Genomic DNA, 17,257 nt, shown 5'->3' with positions numbered 1-17,257 from the left:
CGGCGTCCCGCTTCCGGTTATGCTCTGCCGCGGCGCGCTCCAGGTCGACGGGCGGCGCTCGAGGCGCTTGCGGCGGCGGTTCCCGCAGGGCCCGGCGGCACGCGGTATCCAGCGAGGGCGCAGCGAGTACAGATGAGCACCGAGAGCGCGTCGAAGCCGGCCCGAGCCGCCGGAGCACCCAAGAAGCGAGGCAAGGCCAAGTACATCGTGCTCCTCGCCCTCGTGTTCGCCGTCGTCCTCGCCCAGCAGACCGGCCTCCTCGGCTTCGGGCTGGCGCACCTCCGCGCGGCCACGTTCCCGAAGGACGAGTCGCTGCTCGAGTATGTCCACGGCAGCGCTCCCGGCGTGGTGATCGTCGACCCGCACCAGCTCGATCTGAAGGCGCTCGGCGAGGAGGGCGGCGCGGTGCGGCAGCACGTCGAGCGCACCCGCGACGACATCAAGAAGGCGACGGGCATCGATCTCGGGTTCGACGTCGACAAGCTGGTCCTCTCCCCCTCGCTCGTGGTCGCGCGCGGGCGCTTCGACGAGCGGAAGCTCGCGGCGCGCCTCGCGGAGCACAGCTACGTCCAGGCGGAGTACAAGGGCGTGAAGTACCTGCTCCGCGCCGGCGAGGACGCGATCGCCGTGCGCGACGGCTCGATCCTGCTGTACGGCGCCGAGCCCGACCTCCGCGCGAGCATCGACGCCGAGGAGGCGGACGCGTCGCTGGCGAGCCGGGAAGAGGTCACCTCGCGCCTCGCGCACATCGGGTGGGATCGCCCCCTCCTGGGCGTCGCCCTGCTCGCCGAGAGCAAGCCGAGCCTCCGGGCGATCCTCACCGGGTCGACCGGCCCGCGCGCCGTCACGGTCGGCGTCTCGACGAAGGGGGGCCTCTCGGCGACCGTCGCGATCGACGCCGCGTCGGCCGACGCGGCCGAGGAGCTCCGGAAGCTCCTGGAGGAGAAGCGCGCGAACGTGGACGCGCTGAAGGCGCTCGTCGGCCCGGAGCCCGGCGCGGCGCTCGCCGAGGTCGCGAAGCGCGCGACGCTCGCGGTGGATCCGGCCGCGGCCCGGCTCACGGTGCAGGTGGACGTGCGGCCCGAGGAGCTCGATCGGCTGGCGAAGGCCGGCCAGGCGGCGGCGGGCTCGCTGGGGGAGATGTACAAGAACGTGCGGCTGCTCCAGCTCCTCGCGCCGGGGCCCTGATGCCGTCCGGGCGGAGGGCCGTCCGGCGTCCTAGGGCTCGGCGCAGCGCGGGCACCGCGCCTCGACGCGGTCGGTCGCGCTCTTGACGCGGGTGCGCGCGGCGTCGCACCGCGCGTCCGCGTCGCCGGCCAGCCCGCAGAGGTGCTGCGCGGCGCGGCTCATCGACGCGAGCGCGCGGCACGCGGTCTCGCACGGCGCCGCGGACACCGGCGCGGCCTCGGCCTTCTTGGACGGGTGCCCGCCGGCCGTGGTCGTCGCGCGCGTCGACGGCGCGGCGCTGCCGGGGGCCTCCGCGGGCGCCGCGCGCGGCGGCGACGGCGCCGCTGCCGGCGGCGGCGGCGCTGCCTGCGCCGCGGCGCGATCCTCCTCGTGAGCGGCCGGTACGCCGAGGGCCTGGTCGAGCTCGCCTTCCGCGCGCTCGAGCGCCGCGAGCGCGTCGTCGGCCGTCTCGATGGAGCCCTCCTCGCGCGGCGCCGCGGAGGCGGCGGTGCCGGCCGGCTCCGGCGCCGCGGGCGCATGCGCGACGGAGGCGCCGCCGCACCCCGCGAGCGCGACGGCGCTGATCCACAGGGGGGCGGCGGCCACAGACCAGGCTCGGATTCTGTTCATCGGTCCTCCTGCGCCTGACGCCCGGGCCGCGGCTTTCGGCTCACCGCGGCGCGCGAGCCGCGCCGCGCTGGGATCCTGCGCGCGCCGGAGCGCAGGTTGACGCCCGCTCCGTGCGCTATGCTCGCGGGCGATGAACCTGCTTCGATCGATCGGCGCCCTCGCTCTGGCTCTCGGCCTCGTCGCAGGCTGTCAGCGGAGCAGCTCGCGCCGGCCTCCGTCACAGCCTACGTACGGCCAGGGCTACCCTCCGTACGGCGCGCCCCCGCAGGGCTACCCGCAGCAGCAGCCCGGCTACCCGCAGCAGCAGCCCGGCTACCCGCAGCAGCAGCCCGGCTACCCGCCGGCGCAGACCGGGCCCGCGCCGGCGCCGACCTTCTCCGTGCCCACGGTGCCCGGGCTGCCGGTGCTCGGCGACCCCATCAACGACATCAACATCGGCTGGCTGCAGTCCGAGGCCGGCGTCGTCATGGGCGCGCTGATCGGCGCGCTGCCGTCGGGCGCGCAGCAGAAGGTGAAGGGCATCCCCTTCATCGCCGATCCGACGGTCGGCGAGGTGAACGCGTTCGCCGGCTGCGACGACCAGCGGATGCCGTTCATGGCGATCACCGACGGGCTGCTCGAGGTGCAGGCGCAGATCGCGCAGTTCAAGGCGACCGACGAGATCTTCGGGACGAGGAAGCTCGACGAGTTCTTGCGGATGCTCGCGCAGCGGCAGCGGCCCGGGCAGCCGATCATCCGGCCGCCGATGGGCTTCATCGACCCCGCGCAGCACACCGACGCGCGCAAGGTCGAGCGGCAGCGCCAGCTCTACCAGGAGCAGCTCGCGTTCGTGCTCGGCCACGAGCTCGGCCACCACCACCTCGGCCACACGGGCTGCGCGAACGGGCAGGGCGGCAGCCGCGGCGTCACGCCCGCGGATCTCGGGCGGATGCTGTCGCGCGCGCTCCCCGTCTTCAACCAGCCGAACGAGATCGCCGCGGACGTCGCGGGCGTGAACAACCTGCTCTCCGCCGGCGCGCGGCGGCAGGGATACCGGTGGACCGAGGGGGGCGCGATGCTCACGCTCGGTTTCTTCGCGTCGCTCGATCAGCTCACCCCGGCCGCGATCCTGTTCGCCTTCGAGCAGACGCACCCGCACCCGGCGCTGCGCCAGCCCGTCGTGCAGCAGACCGCGAACACCTGGCGGCTGACCGGCGGCACGCCGGTGTTCACGTTCCCCGGCTTCGGCGGCTGACCGGCGATTTCTCCGGGCCCCTGCGCGCTCGCGAGCGCTCGCTCGGGGCGCCCGCGCGCCGCTTCGGCTTGACGCGACCGCGCGTCGCTCCTCCCATCGGCGTCGAAAGGAGTCATTCATGCAAGCAGGGCTAGGGATCGAGGACCTCAAGGAAGGGACGGGCGCCGAGGCGAAGCACGGCCAGCTCGTGACCGTTCACTACGTCGGCACGCTGACGAACGGCAGCAAGTTCGACAGCTCGCGCGACCGCAACCAGGGCTTCTCGTTCAAGCTGGGCGCCGGGCAGGTGATCAAGGGGTGGGATCAGGGGGTCGCCGGCATGAAGATCGGCGGCGTCCGCAAGCTGACGATCCCGCCGGAGCTCGGCTACGGCGCTCGCGGCTTCCCGCCCGTGATCCCGCCCAACTCGACCCTCATCTTCGAGGTCGAGCTGCTCGCGCTCAAGTGATGCGCCGCGTTGCCCCCGCAGCGCCGGCCGCGGCTCGCGATCGGCGCGCGGGGCGGCGCGCGCGCGTCTCGCTTCACGAGACGCGCGCCGCTCACGGCTTGATGGGCGCGCCGCACTCGACGCAGAAGCGGTTGCCGATGAAGAGCTCGTGCTTGCAGTGCGCGCACCGCGCGACGCGCACCTCGGTCTGGCGCTTCGCGGGCTTCGCCGGCGGGGCTTCCTTCACCGGGGGCGCCGCCGGCCTCGGGTCGGCCGCGACCGCCGCGTAGCGGCCGGAGCCAGCGGCCGCCCGGGAGCGCCGGTCCGTGAACGGCGCGGCGGCCACGCGCGACATCGCGCCCGCGGCGCCCTGGGCGTGGCTTCGGAGGCCGTTGCCCGCGACGGAGTGGATCGGCTGCGCCGCGATGCGCTCGTCGCCCGAGGAGGCGGCCGCGTCGAGATCGGCCTCCTCGGCCCGGGCCCGCGCCGCGCGGACCGGCGGCGGCGGGAGAATCGCGCCGAGCTCGTCGATGTGGTGGGGCCGGGTGTCCTCGAGCTCCGCGCTGTCGGGCTGCCGCTCGTCCTCCGCCTCCGGCAGGATGCGGACGATCAGCGCCGAGATGTTGTCGGTCCCGCCCGCCTCGTTGGCCATCTCGATGAGGAGCTCGCAAGCCTCGTGCGGGTCCTGGGTGACGTCGAACACATCGAGCATCTGTTGCTCCGAGACCATCCCGCTCAGCCCGTCCGAGCAGAGCAGGAAAGCGTCGCCGGGCTCGATGCGCTCCGAGCGGATGTCGACCTTCACCGCGTCCTTCATGCCGAGCGCGCGCGTGATGATGTTCTTCGGGAGCCTCGCCAGCTCGTCCTGGCTCAGGTCGGGCTTGAGCGCGAGGGCGTCGTTGATGAGCGAGTGGTCCTTCGTGAGCTGCTCGATCTCGCCGTGCCGGATCCGGTAGCAGCGGCTGTCGCCGACGTGCCCGACGTGGATCCGGTCGGTCTCGCGCGACACGTAGGCGGCGACCACCGTCGAGCCCATGCCCTGGTGCTGGGTGTACGTGTTCGAGATGACGAACACATCGTGGTTCGCCTTGCGGATCGCCGCGACGACGCGCCGTGCCTCGGGATCGAGCTCCTGCTCGTCGGCGGGGACGGGGCCGGGCAGGCTGCCGGCGCGGGTCGCCTCGAAGAAGTTGTCGAGCGATTTTGTCGCGAGCGCGCTGGCGACGTTGCCCGCGTTGTGCCCGCCCATGCCGTCGGCCACGACGAAGAGACCGAGATCGGACTTCACGAGGACGTTGTCCTCGTTGTGCTTCCGCTGGCGTCCAACGTCGGTCACGGCAGCCGCGACGGGTCGGGTGCGGCTGCTCGTCCTGAACTCGCCCATTCGCGGCTGATTATACCCGTCCGGCCCCCCGGACCGCCCACATTCCGGCTGCTTTACCGGCGGACCGCCCCCGGGGAGCCGGCCGCCTGGACGGCGATCCTCCGAGACGTACCGGCCGAGACGGCCGATGTGCGCGCGCCTCGGGGGACGGGATCCAGCGCGAGGCGCAGGCCGAACTGGAAGAATCCGTAGGCGGTGGCCTCGGAGCGCTCGCCCGGGCGCGAGAGGTAGGTGCCGGCGTCGAGCTCGGCGAACACCCCGACGCCAAAGCTCGACACGGGGTAGAAATCGCCGCCCAGCGCGATGCGGGCGACGTCGAGCCCATGGAATACATGGTCGGAGGCTGTCGGTCCCGCGGCCGAGCCCTCCTGCCATGTGAGGACGGCCCGCCGGTAGCCCACGCCGTAGCTGATCCACGGGTCGAAGGCGATGCCCTGGGCGAGGTGGTAGACGAACCCGAGGCCGATATCGAGGCTCCGGCCGGAGCAGCCGTCGCAGCCGGCGGCTGCGGGGAGCAGGGCGTAGGAGCCGCTCGCTTCCACGACGGTCACGCGGCTCAGCCCGAGGCCGACGTTGGCGCCGAACGCGAGGCCGCCCGAGACCTTCTCGCTGACCGGCTGGCCGGCGGCCATGCTGCCGAACGGCAGGTTGTAGCCGGCGCGTCCCTGGAGCAGGACGTGCCCGCTCCGTTCGTCCGGCCCGGCGGGGCGCTTCGCGCCGGCCTCCGGCCCGGGCTCCTCGTCGTCGTCGACGGCGGCCGACGTGTCTCGATCTGCTGGCTGGGCGAGGGCCTGGTTGGCCGAGAGCACCCAGGCCGCTGCCGCCGCGCCGAGCGCCGACGCGATCCACCCTGTTGAGCGCGATGCCACGAACGGCCTCTAGAACAGCGCGGTCCCGAGCGCAAAGGGGGTGACGGGCCGGCGCGAGGAATGTCGACGCGGCGGGGAGAGCGAGGCGAGCGACGCAACTGCGCCCCGCGCGCCGACGACAGACCTCCTGGACCATGGACAACGCACCGACCCGCAGCGAAGAGGATCGCGATTTCAGGCCCGTCACGCCCGTTCACCCCGCCGCGCCCGCCATGCCCGCCGCGGCGCTGCGGAGGGGGCCCGCCGGGGCGCCCGGCGATCGGCCGGGCCCGAGAGCTCAGGGCGGCGAGGCCCGGTCGATCCGGGACGCCACGCTCGAGCTCGTGGAGGATGGCGAGGCGCTCGCCACGGTGTGGCTCCGCTGCGATCAGAGCGGCTGGAGCGCGCCGGTGCGCATCGCGGTCGGGCCGGGCGCTGAGCTCATCGTGGGCAGCGCCCCGGCCGCGGACGTGAGGATCGACGACGTCGCGGTGAGCGCTCGCCACTGCCGGGTCGCGCACCGCGGCGCCTCGATCGAGGTGACCGATCTCGACTCGCGCAACGGCGTCCGCGTCGGCGGCGTGCGGGTGCGGCAGGCGATGCTCGTCCCCGGCGGCTGCTTCGAGATCGGCCGCACGGCGGTGTGCGTCGAGGCGGCGCGGCGGGTGCCGCCGATCGAGGAGGGGCCGCCGTTGCCGTCGCTCGTCGGCCGCTCGCGGCCGATGCGGCAGCTCGCCGCGACGGTGCGGCGGGTGGCGCCGCTGCAGCTCCCCGTGCTCCTGCGCGGCGAGTCGGGCACGGGCAAGGATCTGGTCGCCCGGGCGATCCACGCGATGAGCGCGCGGGCCGACGGGCCGTTCGTGGTGCTGAACGCCGCCACGATCCTGCGCGACATCGCCGAGTCCGAGCTGTTCGGCCACCGGCGTGGCGCGTTCACCGGCGCGCATCGGGACCGGCGTGGCGCGTTCGTCGAGGCCAACCAGGGCACGCTCTTCCTCGACGAGATCGCGGCGCTCTCGCTGGAGGTCCAGGCGAAGCTCTTGCGCGTCGTGGAGGAGGGGGTGGTGCGCCCGCTGGGCGGGGAGGGGTCGACGCCGGTCAATGTGCGGCTCATCGTCGCGACCTGCGAGCCCCTGGAGACGCTCGTCGCCGAGCGCCGCTTCCGCGCGGACCTCTACGAGCGCCTCGCGGTGTGCCGGATCCACCTCCCCGCGCTGCGCGAGCGGCCGGAGGACATCCCGCTCCTCGCCGAGCACCTGCTGGCGACGTCCGAGATCGGCCCGCGGCAATTGTCCCCTGGGGCGCTCGTCGCGCTGCGGGCGCACCGCTGGCAAGGCAACGTCCGGGAGCTGCGGAACGTGCTCATTCAAGCTGCGTTGCGCGCGCACGGCCGCGTGCTGCCGGAGCACATCACGGCCGTCCTCGCCGATCGCGAGCCGCCGGTCCGCCGGAAGATCACGCCCGCGGACGCGCTCCGCGCCTTCGAGGAGGTGGGCGGCAACATCAGCGCCGCGGCGCGGCTCGCGGACGTCCCTCGGTCGACGATGCGGGATCTGCTGCGGGCCGCGAGGGAGCGGTGAGGGCGGCGCGGGGCGCTCTCTCCGCGCGCACGCGCCGGCGGGGGGCTGTGCGCGGCGGCGCGCGGGCGGGCGCTCGGCCGTCCGCCAAGACTGGGACGGGAGAGCTTGCGCTGAGAACACCGCCCGGCATGTCTCCCTTCGGGCCTTGCCACCTGGGACGTTTCGTTGCGCGCCACACAAGGCGCGCCTGAGACGTGGAGCCCGCTGGGACCTCATGGCACCTCGGTCGGTGCTCGCCGCGCCCGCCCGCGCGCCGCCGCGCACAGCCCCCCGCCGGCGCTTACGCCGTCGCAGGGGGAGGGCCGAGCTGCAGGCGACGAGGCGATTGTCGTGCTAGGGTTCCCCCGAAGCCACCCGACGCTGCAATGGCGGCCCGGCCTGCGCCGGTCCGTAGCGCGTCCCTGGTGGCTTGCGCGACCCGAGACCACCGGGACGACCTTCGTGGTCGCCGAGGCTCGGCGAAACATGTCTGGAACGACGTCGGCGTCCACGACGCTGCCCCTCCTTTCGTTCGTTCTCCGCAACTACAAGAATTTCAACGCCCGCGCGACGCGCGACGCGCTCCTCGCCTACTGGGAGCACATCGAGCGCGGGGGGAAGATGTTCTGGGCCGTGGCCGGGGCGATGTCTTCGGCCCAGCTCGGCATCACCCTGGCGCCGGCCATCCGCGCCGGCCTGATCCACGGCATGTCGGTGACCGGCGCCAACCTGGAGGAGTCGCTGTTTCGCCTCGTGGCGCATGACGGCTACCGCGACTTCCCCGACTACCGTTACTTCACCAAGCAGGACGATACGCGGATCCTCGAGGACCGGATGCGGCGCGTGACCGACACCAGCATCCCCGAGGACGAGGCTTTCCGCGCGGTGGAGAAGCACATCGTCCCCATGTGGGAGCGGGCGACGGCGAGCGGCGAGCGCCGCTTCTGGCACGAGTACTTCTACGAGCTGGTCCGGGCGGTCGAGCCCGCGCTCCACCGCGGACCGCCCGAGGAGTGCTGGTTGCTGGCGGCCGCGGAGGCCGGGCTGCCGCTGGTGGTCCCGGGCCACGAGGACTCGACCTTCGGCAACATCTTCGCGTCCTACGTGAGGCGGGGCGAGTGCTCCCCGAGCATCGTGAAGTCGGGCATCGAGTACATGGCCGCGCTGTACGATCAGTACCGCGCGCTCAGCGCGGGCGCGGGCGTCGGGTTCTTCCAGATCGGCGGGGGCATCGCGGGGGACTTCCCCATCTGCGTGGTGCCGTCGCTCAAGTACGATCTCGACGAGCCGGCCCGGCCCTGGGCCTACTTCTGCCAGATCTCCGACTCGACGACGTCCTACGGCTCGTACTCCGGCGCCACGCCCAACGAGAAGATCACCTGGGACAAGCTGACGGCGGACACGCCCATGTTCGTGATCGAGTCGGACGCCACCATCGTGGCGCCGCTCCTGCTCGGAGCGCTGCTCGAGTGCAAGCGCCACCCGGCCGAGGCGCGGGCCATCATCGAGGCGGGCGGCGCGTGAGCGTCGGCGCATTCCCTTAATCCCAGCAGCTCCCGGCGCCCTGCCAGCAGCTCCCGGCGCCTGCCCGGCAGGCCCGGGATGCCTGCCAGCACCCGCTGGTAGGGCTCCTCGGGCCTGCTGGTACAGCTCCCTGGATCTGCTGGTAGGGCTCCTCGGACGTGCTGGTACAGCTCCCTGGATCTGCTGGTGCGGCTCCTCGGACGTGCTGGTGCGGCTCCTCGGACGTGCTGGTGCGGCTCCTCGGACGTGCTGGTGCGGCTCCTCGGACGTGCTGGTGCGGCTCCTCGGACGTGCTGGTGCGGCTCCTCGGACGTGCTGGCACGGTTCCCGGCCATCTCCGCGGCGCTGGCCGTGCTCCCGGGCCGCTGGGTCGCGCTCACGGCTTGCTGGGTTCGCGCCCCGGCCCGCTCGTGCGCATCCCGGGCGCGCTGGCGCAGCTCCCCGGCGTCGACACCGTGCTTCCGGACGGCCGCATCTTGCCGGGGGCGGCCGCGAGCTCTGCCGCAGTGCTACGCCTGCCCGCTCGCCACCCCCACTGGAGGTAGGTTCATGGGAATCGAACTGTCACAAGAGCAGCACGCCGTCCTGAAGGAGACCCGCGCGGTCGCGACCCCCGCGGAGTTTCAGGCTCTCCTCGATGCCGCGCGGCCCGAGATGGACCGCATCGTCCGTGAGGTCATGGAGCCGAGCCAGCCCATCTCGATCACCCTCACGGAGCTCCGGGACCTCTACCTGGCCGTCGTCCAGTACGAGGCGGCGCTCGCGAGCAAGGCCTACGGTTCCGAGCGCCGCGCGCTGCTCCGCGGCGCCATGCAGCTGCTCGACACCGCGAACCTCTGGTTCGGCGAGGGCAAGCGGACCGGCGCCTACCAGGTGCGACCCATCGACCAGGTGATCAAGGCGAGCCGGCCGTGGCGCGCGCGGCTCAAGGCGTTCGCCGACCAGGCGTTCGCGTTCGAGCCGGACGTCGCCGAGCAGTTCGCCGACGTCAACACGACCGGCACGCTCACCGAGGAGACCAGCGATCTCGCCATGCTGCTCCGGCTCGCCAAGCAGCACCAGGCCCGCCTCGCGCCCGTCGGCCTCACCGAGGACTTCCTGCGCGAGGGCAGCGCCCTGCTCGACGAGGTGAGCGGCCGCGACCTGCTCGGCATCCTCGGCCTGCGCAACCGGGAAGAGGCGATGGTGCTCCGCAACTCCATCGTGACGTATGCCACGCTGCTCGGGAACGAGGCGCGCGCTGCCGGCGTCAACGCCTGCTGGGACATACCCGAGGCGAAGCGCCGCTTCAGCGCCACCTCGTTCCGCAACGCCCTGCGGAGGCTCCGCCCGAAGCGCCGCGGCAGCGCCGCCGCGCCGGACGAGCCGGCGCCCGTCGAGACCAAGCCGACGGAGCCGAAGCCCGTCGAGCCGAAGCCCATCGAGCCCGCGCCGGTCTGAAGCCACTCCCGATCGAGAACGCGGCGTGCCAGCGCTGCGGACGCGCCGTAACCCCGCTGTCACGCTGGCAGGAGCGCCTGACTCAACCGGTCGCGCTCCGCCAGGGCTAGGCTCTCCGCCGGGAAGACCCGATGGATGGCTCGATGCGCTGGCTCATGCTCATCAGGTATCGCTGCCCCTCCGTTGTCCCACGAGACCATGCGACCATCCCCGGGCCGCTGATCGCGCACCGAGATCAAGCGGGCGAGGTCGTCCTCGAGGGCGCATCCAGTGGGCCTTGCTCTCGCGAGCCGCGCGTCACTGGGCGGTGCCCCGGAGGCGCTTCTTGATCGTCTCCTGAACGTCGGGGGGGAGCGACTGGAGATGCTCCTCGGCGAGCATGCGCAGCACCTCCACCGGGAGCACGAGGATCACCTGCTCGGGGGTGAGGCCGGCGAGCCGCTGCTCGAGGGTGAGGCCGGCGAGCCGCTTCTCCACAGGCATCGCCTCGACCAGCTTCTGGAACAGCTCCTCGGCCTCTGGGAGCTCCTCGATGTCCGGCTGCTTCATCCTCGTATCCCTCATCCTGCGGGCCGCTGATCGCACACCGAGATCAAGCAGGCGACGTCGTCCTCGAGGGCGCATTCAGTGGGCCTTGCTCTCGCGAGCCGGGCGTCAATGAGCGGTGCCCCGGAGGCGCTTCTTGATCGTTTCCTGAACGTCGGGGGGGAGCGACTGGAGATGCTCCTCGGGGAGCATGCGCAGCACCTCCACCGGGAGCGCGAGGATCACCTGCTCGGGGGCGAGCCCTGCGAGCCGCTGCTCGGGAGCGAGCCCTGCGAGCCGCTGCTCGGGAGCGAGCCCTGCGAGCCGCTGCTCGGGAGCGAGCCCGGCGAGCCGCTGCTCGGGAGCGAGCCCGGCGAGCCGCTGCTCGGGAGCGAGCCCGGCGAGCCGCTTTTCCACGGGCATCGCCTCGACCAGCTTCTGGAACATCTCCTCGTACCCCGGGAGCTCCTCGATATCCGGCTGCTTCATCCTCGTGTCCCTCATCCACTGCTTCAGCCACCGCGCTGCCTCGCCCGGCTGGGCGGGCCGACGGCTGAAGAGCCGCAGGTAGTCGTCGCGTTCCGCGTCGGTCACCTCGTCCGTGATGGCGAGGTACGTAGTGTACATCGGCCCGTCGATGCGCGCATACCCGCCCCCGAGCGGGCTCAGGGTCCAGCCCTTGCGCGCCAGATCATCGCGCAGCGTCGGCGTCACCGACGCGACCACCAGCACCAGCGTCAGGTCCCCTGGCGCCGGTAGCTCGTCGAGGTGGGCCGTCTCGTACAGTCCGCCATAGGTCACGAGCCGCACCAGATCGCCGGGCCGGAACGACGACTCGGCGGGGCTCTTGTACTCCACGATCGCCACCCGCCCGAGCCGCGCCCAGAGCGCGCGCAGCACGAGCGCCTGGTCGTCCTTCCGCTCGGCGCCGACCCGTCGAAGGAGCAAGAGGTCCGCGCGCTGGGGCTCGATCGTGAGCCGCACCTCGGACAGGACCTCAAAGTTCGGCGGAGCCCGGCCCGCGACGAGGCTCACGAACGCCAGGTGCCAGAGGTCGAATCGCAGCTCCACGAGGGGCTAGAAGGTCCCCGCGACGCCGAGGGCGGCCTGACCGGGCGCAACGAACGGCGCGATCGCCGTGATGCGCGGGCCGCCCGACGCGGTCTGCTGCTTCTGGGGATACCAATCGATCATGGCGTACGTCGCGGTGCCGACGACCCCGACGCCGAGGAGGACCCACCCGGTGATCGCCCAGGGGAGCGCGCCGTCATAGCGGTCGAGCTCATCCCGGAGGGTCCCGCACGCGGTCTGGAAGCCGGGGAGGTCGCCCGAGGGATCCTCGCGCGCGCCGCAGGGCTGCGACCTGCGGTTCGCGGGGATCGTGCTCTCGTGGCTCGCGACGTACGCCTCGATCGTCTGCCCGACCTCGTCGGCGTTGCCGCGCGCGTTGACGACGATCGCCGAGCCGACGATCCCCATGACCAGACCGACGCCCGCGACGCCGGTCCCCACCCAGGCGAGCGGCTTGCGCGCGTACCAGTGGAAGAACGGCTCGCGGCCGCCGGAGGTCTGGTCCGGGCCCATCGTGCCCAGCGTGCTGCTCGTCGAGACGCTGAGCCCGCCGGAGCCCGTCGCCGCCGCCGGCGGAGCGCTCGGCGCCGTCGCACCGGGGGCCGCTGCGCCGGGCACCGTCGCGCCGGGTGCGGTCGCGCCGGGCGTCGTCGCGCCAGGCGCCGTCGCGCTCGGGGTCGTCGCGCTCGGGGTCGTCGCGCCCGGCGTCGGCGAGCCGGGGGCCGGCTGCGCGGTGCCCGGCGGCGTGGCCCCAGCTGGCGCGCCCGGGGCCGGCGTGGTCGGCAGCGCCCCCGGCGCGGGCGTCGGCGCGGCGGCGGCGGGCGCGCCGGTCGTTCCCAGGGTGAGCGTCGCCGGCGTGGCCGTCCCGACCTTCGCATCCACCTGGACCGTCGCCGAGCGGTCCTGGTAGGTCGCGAACAAGGTGTGCTTGCCGGGGGGCACGAACACCGGATCGAGCAGGGGCGCCTTGCCGACGAGGACGCCGTCGACGCTGATGTCCGCGCCGTTCGCGTCGGCCGTCACGATGATGAAGCCGGTCCGCCGCTTCACGTCGGCGAGCGCCTTCTCGGCGGCGGCGCGCTGGTCCGGGGTCGCGGTGGTGTGCTCGCGCAGGAACTGCTGGAGGTGCTTGCCGGCGTCCTCCAGGTGATTGGAGCGAAGCTCGCTCTGCCCGAGGTTGAGCAGCACGGCCGGGTGACGCTTGAGCGCGTAGACCTGAAGAAACGCCGTACGCGCATCCTCGAACCGACCCGCGTCATACGCCTTGACGCCGTCCTCGTAACGCTGGCGCGCGACCTCGGTGACGGGATCGGACGACTGCGCGAAGCAGAGCGGCTCGCCGAGAAGAGAGGAGGTGAGCCCGGCCTCGGTGAGCACAGCAGGAGCGAAGAGCGAGAGCAGGAGAACGGGGGCGCAGGCGCGTGTTTTCATGGCTCCTCAGGTCGGGCTTCGCCTCGTCGGCGTCCGCGGTAGGTGACTAACGACTGCAGCAAGCCTCGCTGCCGAGGCGGAAAGCGGGGCGCGTCAGAAGGGGGCATCGCGGATGATGCCTCCGCCCTTGTTGCCCCCGGTCGTGGTCCCGCGCTGCGCCGGCACAGGCTTCTTCGGTGCCGGAGCTGCCTTGGGCTCGGTCGCCGGCGTCGCCGGCGGCGCGGCGGCGGTGGGCGGCGCGGCGGCGGGCGGCGGCGCGGAGGATGACGGCGGCGCGGCGGCGGGAGACGTCGCCGCCGCGGAGGCCGGAGGGCTCGCCGGCGCCGAGGCGCTCGGCGCCGGCACAACGCCGACCTCCGTGGCAGCGGCGGCGGGCGAAGGGCCGTCGGTCGCCTGCGCGGCGGCGGCGGGAGGCGCTGCCGTCGCCGCGGACGGCGCCTCCGCTGCGGGCGGCGTGGGGTCGGCGCCGGCGTCGTCGTGACGCAGGGCGCGGATGACAAAGAAGAGGAAGACCGCGCCGACGAGGGCGATGACGATCCGCAGCGCCGCCTTGTTCGGCGTGGAGACCGGGAGCTCGATCGGATCGTGGTCTTCCGTGCGCACGGCGGACGCGGCGACCGAACCGGCGCCCTCCGTCGCCGGGCGCGCGGCGCGAGAGCGGGTGCGCGCAGGCCGCGCGGACGGCGGCTCAGGCTCAGGGGAGGGGGCCAGCTCCGGGCGCCCCGGTTCAGCGGCCCGCGCGCCGGCCTCGCCGCCGCGCTCGGCCGCAGGCGCATCGTCCGCCGCGTCCGGCGCGCCGACGCCCACGCGCGTCTTTCCGGCGGGCGCGAGGTACTGGCCCGGCTTCGCCGCGCCGCCCTCCGGAGCGCCGGCGCCGGCAGCGCCGCCGTGCGTCTGGGCATCCGCGAGCGGTCGAGGAGACGGGCTGTCCTGCGCGCCAGCATCGGGAGCGCCCGCTGCAGCCTTGGGCGCGGCCTCCGCGGCCGGCGCCCCCTGCGCGTCGTCGCCGATGGCGATGGTCGGGACCCCCTCGATCACGGTGTCGGACACGCCGGAGGCGCCGGCGGGCGGCGCTTCCAGCACGCGCGCCGCGGGCCCGATCGGCGCGGCAGAGAAGGCGGCCATCGCCGGCTCACGCCCCGCGGTCGGCGCATCGGCGGGGGGCGCCGCTGCGGCCTCCGGCGGCTTCGCGGCCGGGGCGCCGGGGGCGCTGCCCCGCTCGTCGCCTCGGCCGCCGGGGGCACTGCCCCGCTCGTCGCCCCGAGCGCCGGGGGCGCTGCCCCGCTCGTCGCCCCGAGCGCCGGGGGTGCTGCCGCGCTCGTCGCCCCGAGCGCCGGGGGCGCTGCCCCGCTCGTCGAACCCCTCCCAGGAGGGCCGGATCGACGCCGCGATCCGATCCGCTTCCTCCGCAGAGAGGGAGCGCTCACCAGGTTCCGCGGTCGTCGGTCGCTCCCCCGCAGTCATCGCGGTGAGGAACTTATCACCCGCGTCTGCCGCACCGCAATCTCGCGACGGATCCGCGCGTCGCCCTCCCGCCGCGCGGCGGCGGGGGCGCGCGCCGCCCGACGCCCGGGGAGGCGCCTCGACCCGCTCATCCGCCGCGCACCTCGCGCAGCAACGCGTCGTCCCATTGGTCGGCGACCTGGCTCACCGTCGTGACGATATCCTCGAACTCTTCGTACTCGAGCGCGCTGAGCCGCCGCAGGCAGCGCACCACCACCTCGTTGCGCGACCTGTCGATCGCGAACGCCGCGTCGGAGGTGGCGACGAAGCTGAGCTCCAGGAGGCGCCGGTAGAAGGCCTCCCGCCCGCTCAGGGGGACGGCCATGATCGGCGAGAACACCATCAGGACCCCCTGAGCCTCGAGCACGTTGACGCCGATCGTCGCGCTCCCGTGCTGGAGCTGCGCGTACCCGGTCTCGTCGAGCGCGCTCGCGCCCGCGCCGCCCGGCGATCCGGCCCCGCCCCGAGGGCTCGCGGCGTACCGGGCGAGATACGCGTTGACCATGCTCGTCGCGTCGGCAAACCTCTCCCCCGACGCACGATCCGCGTAGAGGGGTTCTGTGGATGAAGTGGGCGTGAGGTCGGGCACGTGAAACCTCCGGGACGTATCGCCGTTCGCTCGGCGCGCGGGGCAGCTCTGGCGAAACCACGGCGCACCACCCCAGCGCAGCCGCATCGTAGCGCCCTGGCCTTCTCGGCGATCACGCTTTTTGCAGTGGCCGCGCACACCCTCGGGTGCGGCGCCGACGGCGGCGCGCCCGCCGCTCCCGCCGCCGTCTCCGACGAGCAGCGCGCTGCCGCGCTGCTCGATCCGGGCGCGCTGCTCCCGCCCCGCGCCGAGACGGTCGCCCTCGCCGACGCCGTCGCCATCGCGTCGTCGCGGGCAGAGGCCGGGGCGCCGGCCGCCGCGCTCGCGGAGCTTGCCGCCGACCTTCGCGTGCGGCTCTTCCGCCTCGATCAGGCGGCCACCGACGCGCGCGAGGCGATGGAGCTGTACAGCGCCGCGGCGACCGCCTTCCGCGCCTCGGCCGACCCGGCCCACCTCGAGCGCGCGTGCCAGGCCGAGCGCCGCCGCGCGCTGCTCGCCGGCGAGCTCGCCCGCGACGCCGCCGTCGCGTACCGCGAGCTCTACCTGGTCTCCCGGCGCTACGCGGCCCTCTCGCCGCCGGCGTCCAGCGGCGCGCCGCCCGCGCCCTCGCCGTGCCTCGGCGCCATCGCGGTCGCCCTGGCGCAGGCCGTCGCCTACCGGCCCAGCGGGGACGCGCTGCGCGCCCTGGAGCAGGAGGGGCACCGCGTCGAGGGCGTCGCGCTCGCGCTCGCGCTCGCGCCGGGCGCCTCCGCCGCGCCGGCGAGCGCGGCGCCGGTGCAGGCGACCGCCGACGCCGCGGGCGATCTCGTCGTCGCTCCACCGGCGTCCGCGGCGCCCGCAGGCCCGGTGAAGGTCACGTCGATCGAGCGGCACGGCTCGGACAAGGGGGCGCGCGTGGTCATCGAGCTCTCCGCGCCGACGACGTTCAACGTCGGCACGCTCCCGGCGGACGAGACCGCCGGCAAGGACGCGCGCATCTTCGTCGACATCGCGCGGGCGACGTCGCGCGGCGTCGCGCGGGAGATCGAGGTCGGCGGCGTCCTCAGGCGCGTGCGCGTCGGCGTGCAGCCGAAGGGCACGCGCGTCGTCCTCGATCTCGCCGCCAACCTGTACCGCCGGATCTTCTACCTGCCCGAGCCGTTCCGGATCGTCGTCGACGTGAGCACCCGCCCGCCGGTGCGCGACGACGAGGCCAAGCCCGGCGGCGCGCGGGAGGTCCGGCGCGTCGCGATCGACCCCGGGCACGGCGGCAACGACACCGGCGCCGTCGGCCCGACCGGGCTGAAGGAGAAGGACGTGACGCTCGACGTCGCCCACCGCGTCGCCCCGCTCCTCGCGCGCGAGCTCAAGATCGAGACGCTCCTCACCCGGGACAGCGACGTCTACGTCCCGCTCGAGCTCCGCACCGCGCGCGCGAACGCGTTCCACGCCGACCTGTTCGTCTCGATCCACTGCAACGCCAGCGACAACGGCCGCGCGCGCGGGGTCCAGACCTTCTCGCTCGCGGCGCCTCACGACGCCGAGTCGACGTCGGCCGCGCTCGCGGCGCGCGAGAACGCCGCCCGCGCCGCCAGGGGAGGGCAGGGCGCGGAGCCGGGCGATCCCGAGGCCCGCCGCGAGGTGGCGGCGATCCTGTCGAACCTCAACGTCGGCGACATGGCGGCCCGCTCGCGCCACTTCGCCGAGCTCCTCCAGCGGTCGTCGCTCGCCTCGCTGTCGCCCCGCTACCCCGACACGAAGGACCAGGGCGTCAAGGGCGCGGGCTTCTTCGTCCTCGCGGGCGCCGACATGCCGGCCGCGCTGTTCGAGACCTCGTTCATCTCGAACCCCGAGGACGAGGCGCGCCTCGCCACCGCCGATTTCCGGCAGAAGATGGCGGACGCCATCGTGAACGCGATCCGCGCCTACCGCGAGGGCAAGTGAAG

15 protein-coding genes are annotated in these 17,257 nt (G+C 74.0%); 7 read left to right on the top strand and 8 right to left on the bottom strand.

Going from position 1 to position 17,257, the window contains the following annotated elements:
- Positions 1-132 precede the first annotated feature (132 nt).
- On the top strand, positions 133-1,188 hold the full coding sequence (locus WMF33_RS22750; protein ID WP_437339092.1) for a hypothetical protein: 1,056 nt from the start codon (positions 133-135) through the stop codon (positions 1,186-1,188).
- Positions 1,189-1,218: 30 nt separating this feature from the next.
- Here WMF33_RS22750 and WMF33_RS22745 read toward each other — a convergent pair whose 3' ends face one another.
- Positions 1,219-1,797: a hypothetical protein gene (locus tag WMF33_RS22745; RefSeq protein WP_437339091.1), complete on the bottom strand. Its 579-nt coding sequence runs from the start codon at positions 1,795-1,797 to the stop codon at positions 1,219-1,221.
- A gap of 130 nt (positions 1,798-1,927) precedes the next feature.
- Here WMF33_RS22745 and WMF33_RS22740 point away from each other — a divergent pair, with 130 nt between their 5' ends.
- Positions 1,928-3,031 carry a M48 family metalloprotease gene (locus tag WMF33_RS22740; protein ID WP_437339090.1) on the top strand — a complete coding sequence of 368 codons (1,104 nt, stop codon included), beginning with the start codon at positions 1,928-1,930 and terminating at the stop codon, positions 3,029-3,031.
- 118 nt (positions 3,032-3,149) lie between these two features.
- Entirely contained in the window at positions 3,150-3,479 is a 330-nt protein-coding gene (locus WMF33_RS22735; RefSeq protein ID WP_437339089.1) for an FKBP-type peptidyl-prolyl cis-trans isomerase, read from the top strand.
- A 91-nt stretch (positions 3,480-3,570) separates the two neighbouring features.
- On the opposite strand, the gene WMF33_RS22730 is transcribed toward WMF33_RS22735, so the two are convergent.
- A complete protein-coding gene (locus tag WMF33_RS22730) occupies positions 3,571-4,794 on the bottom strand; it encodes a Stp1/IreP family PP2C-type Ser/Thr phosphatase (protein WP_437339088.1) in 1,224 nt (407 codons plus the stop codon).
- Between the two features lie 101 nt (positions 4,795-4,895).
- Positions 4,896-5,711, bottom strand: a complete 816-nt coding sequence (locus WMF33_RS22725) for a hypothetical protein (RefSeq protein WP_437339087.1) — start codon at positions 5,709-5,711, stop codon at positions 4,896-4,898.
- A 134-nt stretch (positions 5,712-5,845) separates the two neighbouring features.
- On the opposite strand from WMF33_RS22725, the gene WMF33_RS22720 reads away from it, so the two are divergent.
- From WMF33_RS22720 to WMF33_RS22710, 3 genes are all read left to right on the top strand, one after another.
- The gene (locus tag WMF33_RS22720; RefSeq protein ID WP_437339086.1) at positions 5,846-7,270 is read left to right on the top strand and encodes a sigma 54-interacting transcriptional regulator; all 1,425 of its coding nucleotides are present in this window, start codon (positions 5,846-5,848) and stop codon (positions 7,268-7,270) included.
- A 465-nt stretch (positions 7,271-7,735) separates the two neighbouring features.
- Positions 7,736-8,773 (top strand): deoxyhypusine synthase family protein, encoded by a 1,038-nt coding sequence (locus tag WMF33_RS22715; protein ID WP_437339085.1) that lies wholly within the window; start codon positions 7,736-7,738, stop codon positions 8,771-8,773.
- Between the two features lie 549 nt (positions 8,774-9,322).
- Positions 9,323-10,213 (top strand): hypothetical protein, encoded by an 891-nt coding sequence (locus tag WMF33_RS22710; RefSeq protein WP_437339084.1) that lies wholly within the window; start codon positions 9,323-9,325, stop codon positions 10,211-10,213.
- 297 nt (positions 10,214-10,510) lie between these two features.
- Here the strand turns inward: WMF33_RS22710 and WMF33_RS22705 are convergent, their stop codons facing one another.
- The 5 genes from WMF33_RS22705 to WMF33_RS22685 form a co-directional block, all read right to left on the bottom strand.
- The gene (locus WMF33_RS22705) at positions 10,511-10,762 is read right to left on the bottom strand and encodes a hypothetical protein (RefSeq protein WP_437339083.1); all 252 of its coding nucleotides are present in this window, start codon (positions 10,760-10,762) and stop codon (positions 10,511-10,513) included.
- A 105-nt stretch (positions 10,763-10,867) separates the two neighbouring features.
- Positions 10,868-11,809 (bottom strand): hypothetical protein, encoded by a 942-nt coding sequence (locus WMF33_RS22700; protein WP_437339082.1) that lies wholly within the window; start codon positions 11,807-11,809, stop codon positions 10,868-10,870.
- Positions 11,810-11,815: 6 nt separating this feature from the next.
- Entirely contained in the window at positions 11,816-13,240 is a 1,425-nt protein-coding gene (locus WMF33_RS22695) for a hypothetical protein (RefSeq protein WP_437339081.1), read from the bottom strand.
- Between the two features lie 93 nt (positions 13,241-13,333).
- Complete coding sequence (locus WMF33_RS22690) at positions 13,334-14,704, bottom strand: hypothetical protein (RefSeq protein ID WP_437339080.1); 1,371 nt, start codon at positions 14,702-14,704, stop codon at positions 13,334-13,336.
- A 127-nt stretch (positions 14,705-14,831) separates the two neighbouring features.
- A complete protein-coding gene (locus WMF33_RS22685) occupies positions 14,832-15,248 on the bottom strand; it encodes a YbjN domain-containing protein (RefSeq protein ID WP_437339079.1) in 417 nt (138 codons plus the stop codon).
- 210 nt (positions 15,249-15,458) lie between these two features.
- Here WMF33_RS22685 and WMF33_RS22680 point away from each other — a divergent pair, with 210 nt between their 5' ends.
- Positions 15,459-17,255, top strand: a complete 1,797-nt coding sequence (locus tag WMF33_RS22680) for an N-acetylmuramoyl-L-alanine amidase (protein ID WP_437339078.1) — start codon at positions 15,459-15,461, stop codon at positions 17,253-17,255.
- Positions 17,256-17,257 lie beyond the last annotated feature (2 nt).

The organism is Sorangium sp. So ce394 (genome assembly GCF_051474665.1).
Classification (GTDB): Bacteria; Myxococcota_A; Polyangia; order Polyangiales; family Polyangiaceae; genus Sorangium; species Sorangium cellulosum_D.
Note: the sequence above shows the minus strand (reverse complement) of the source record. Positions and strands in the feature narration are given on the sequence as shown.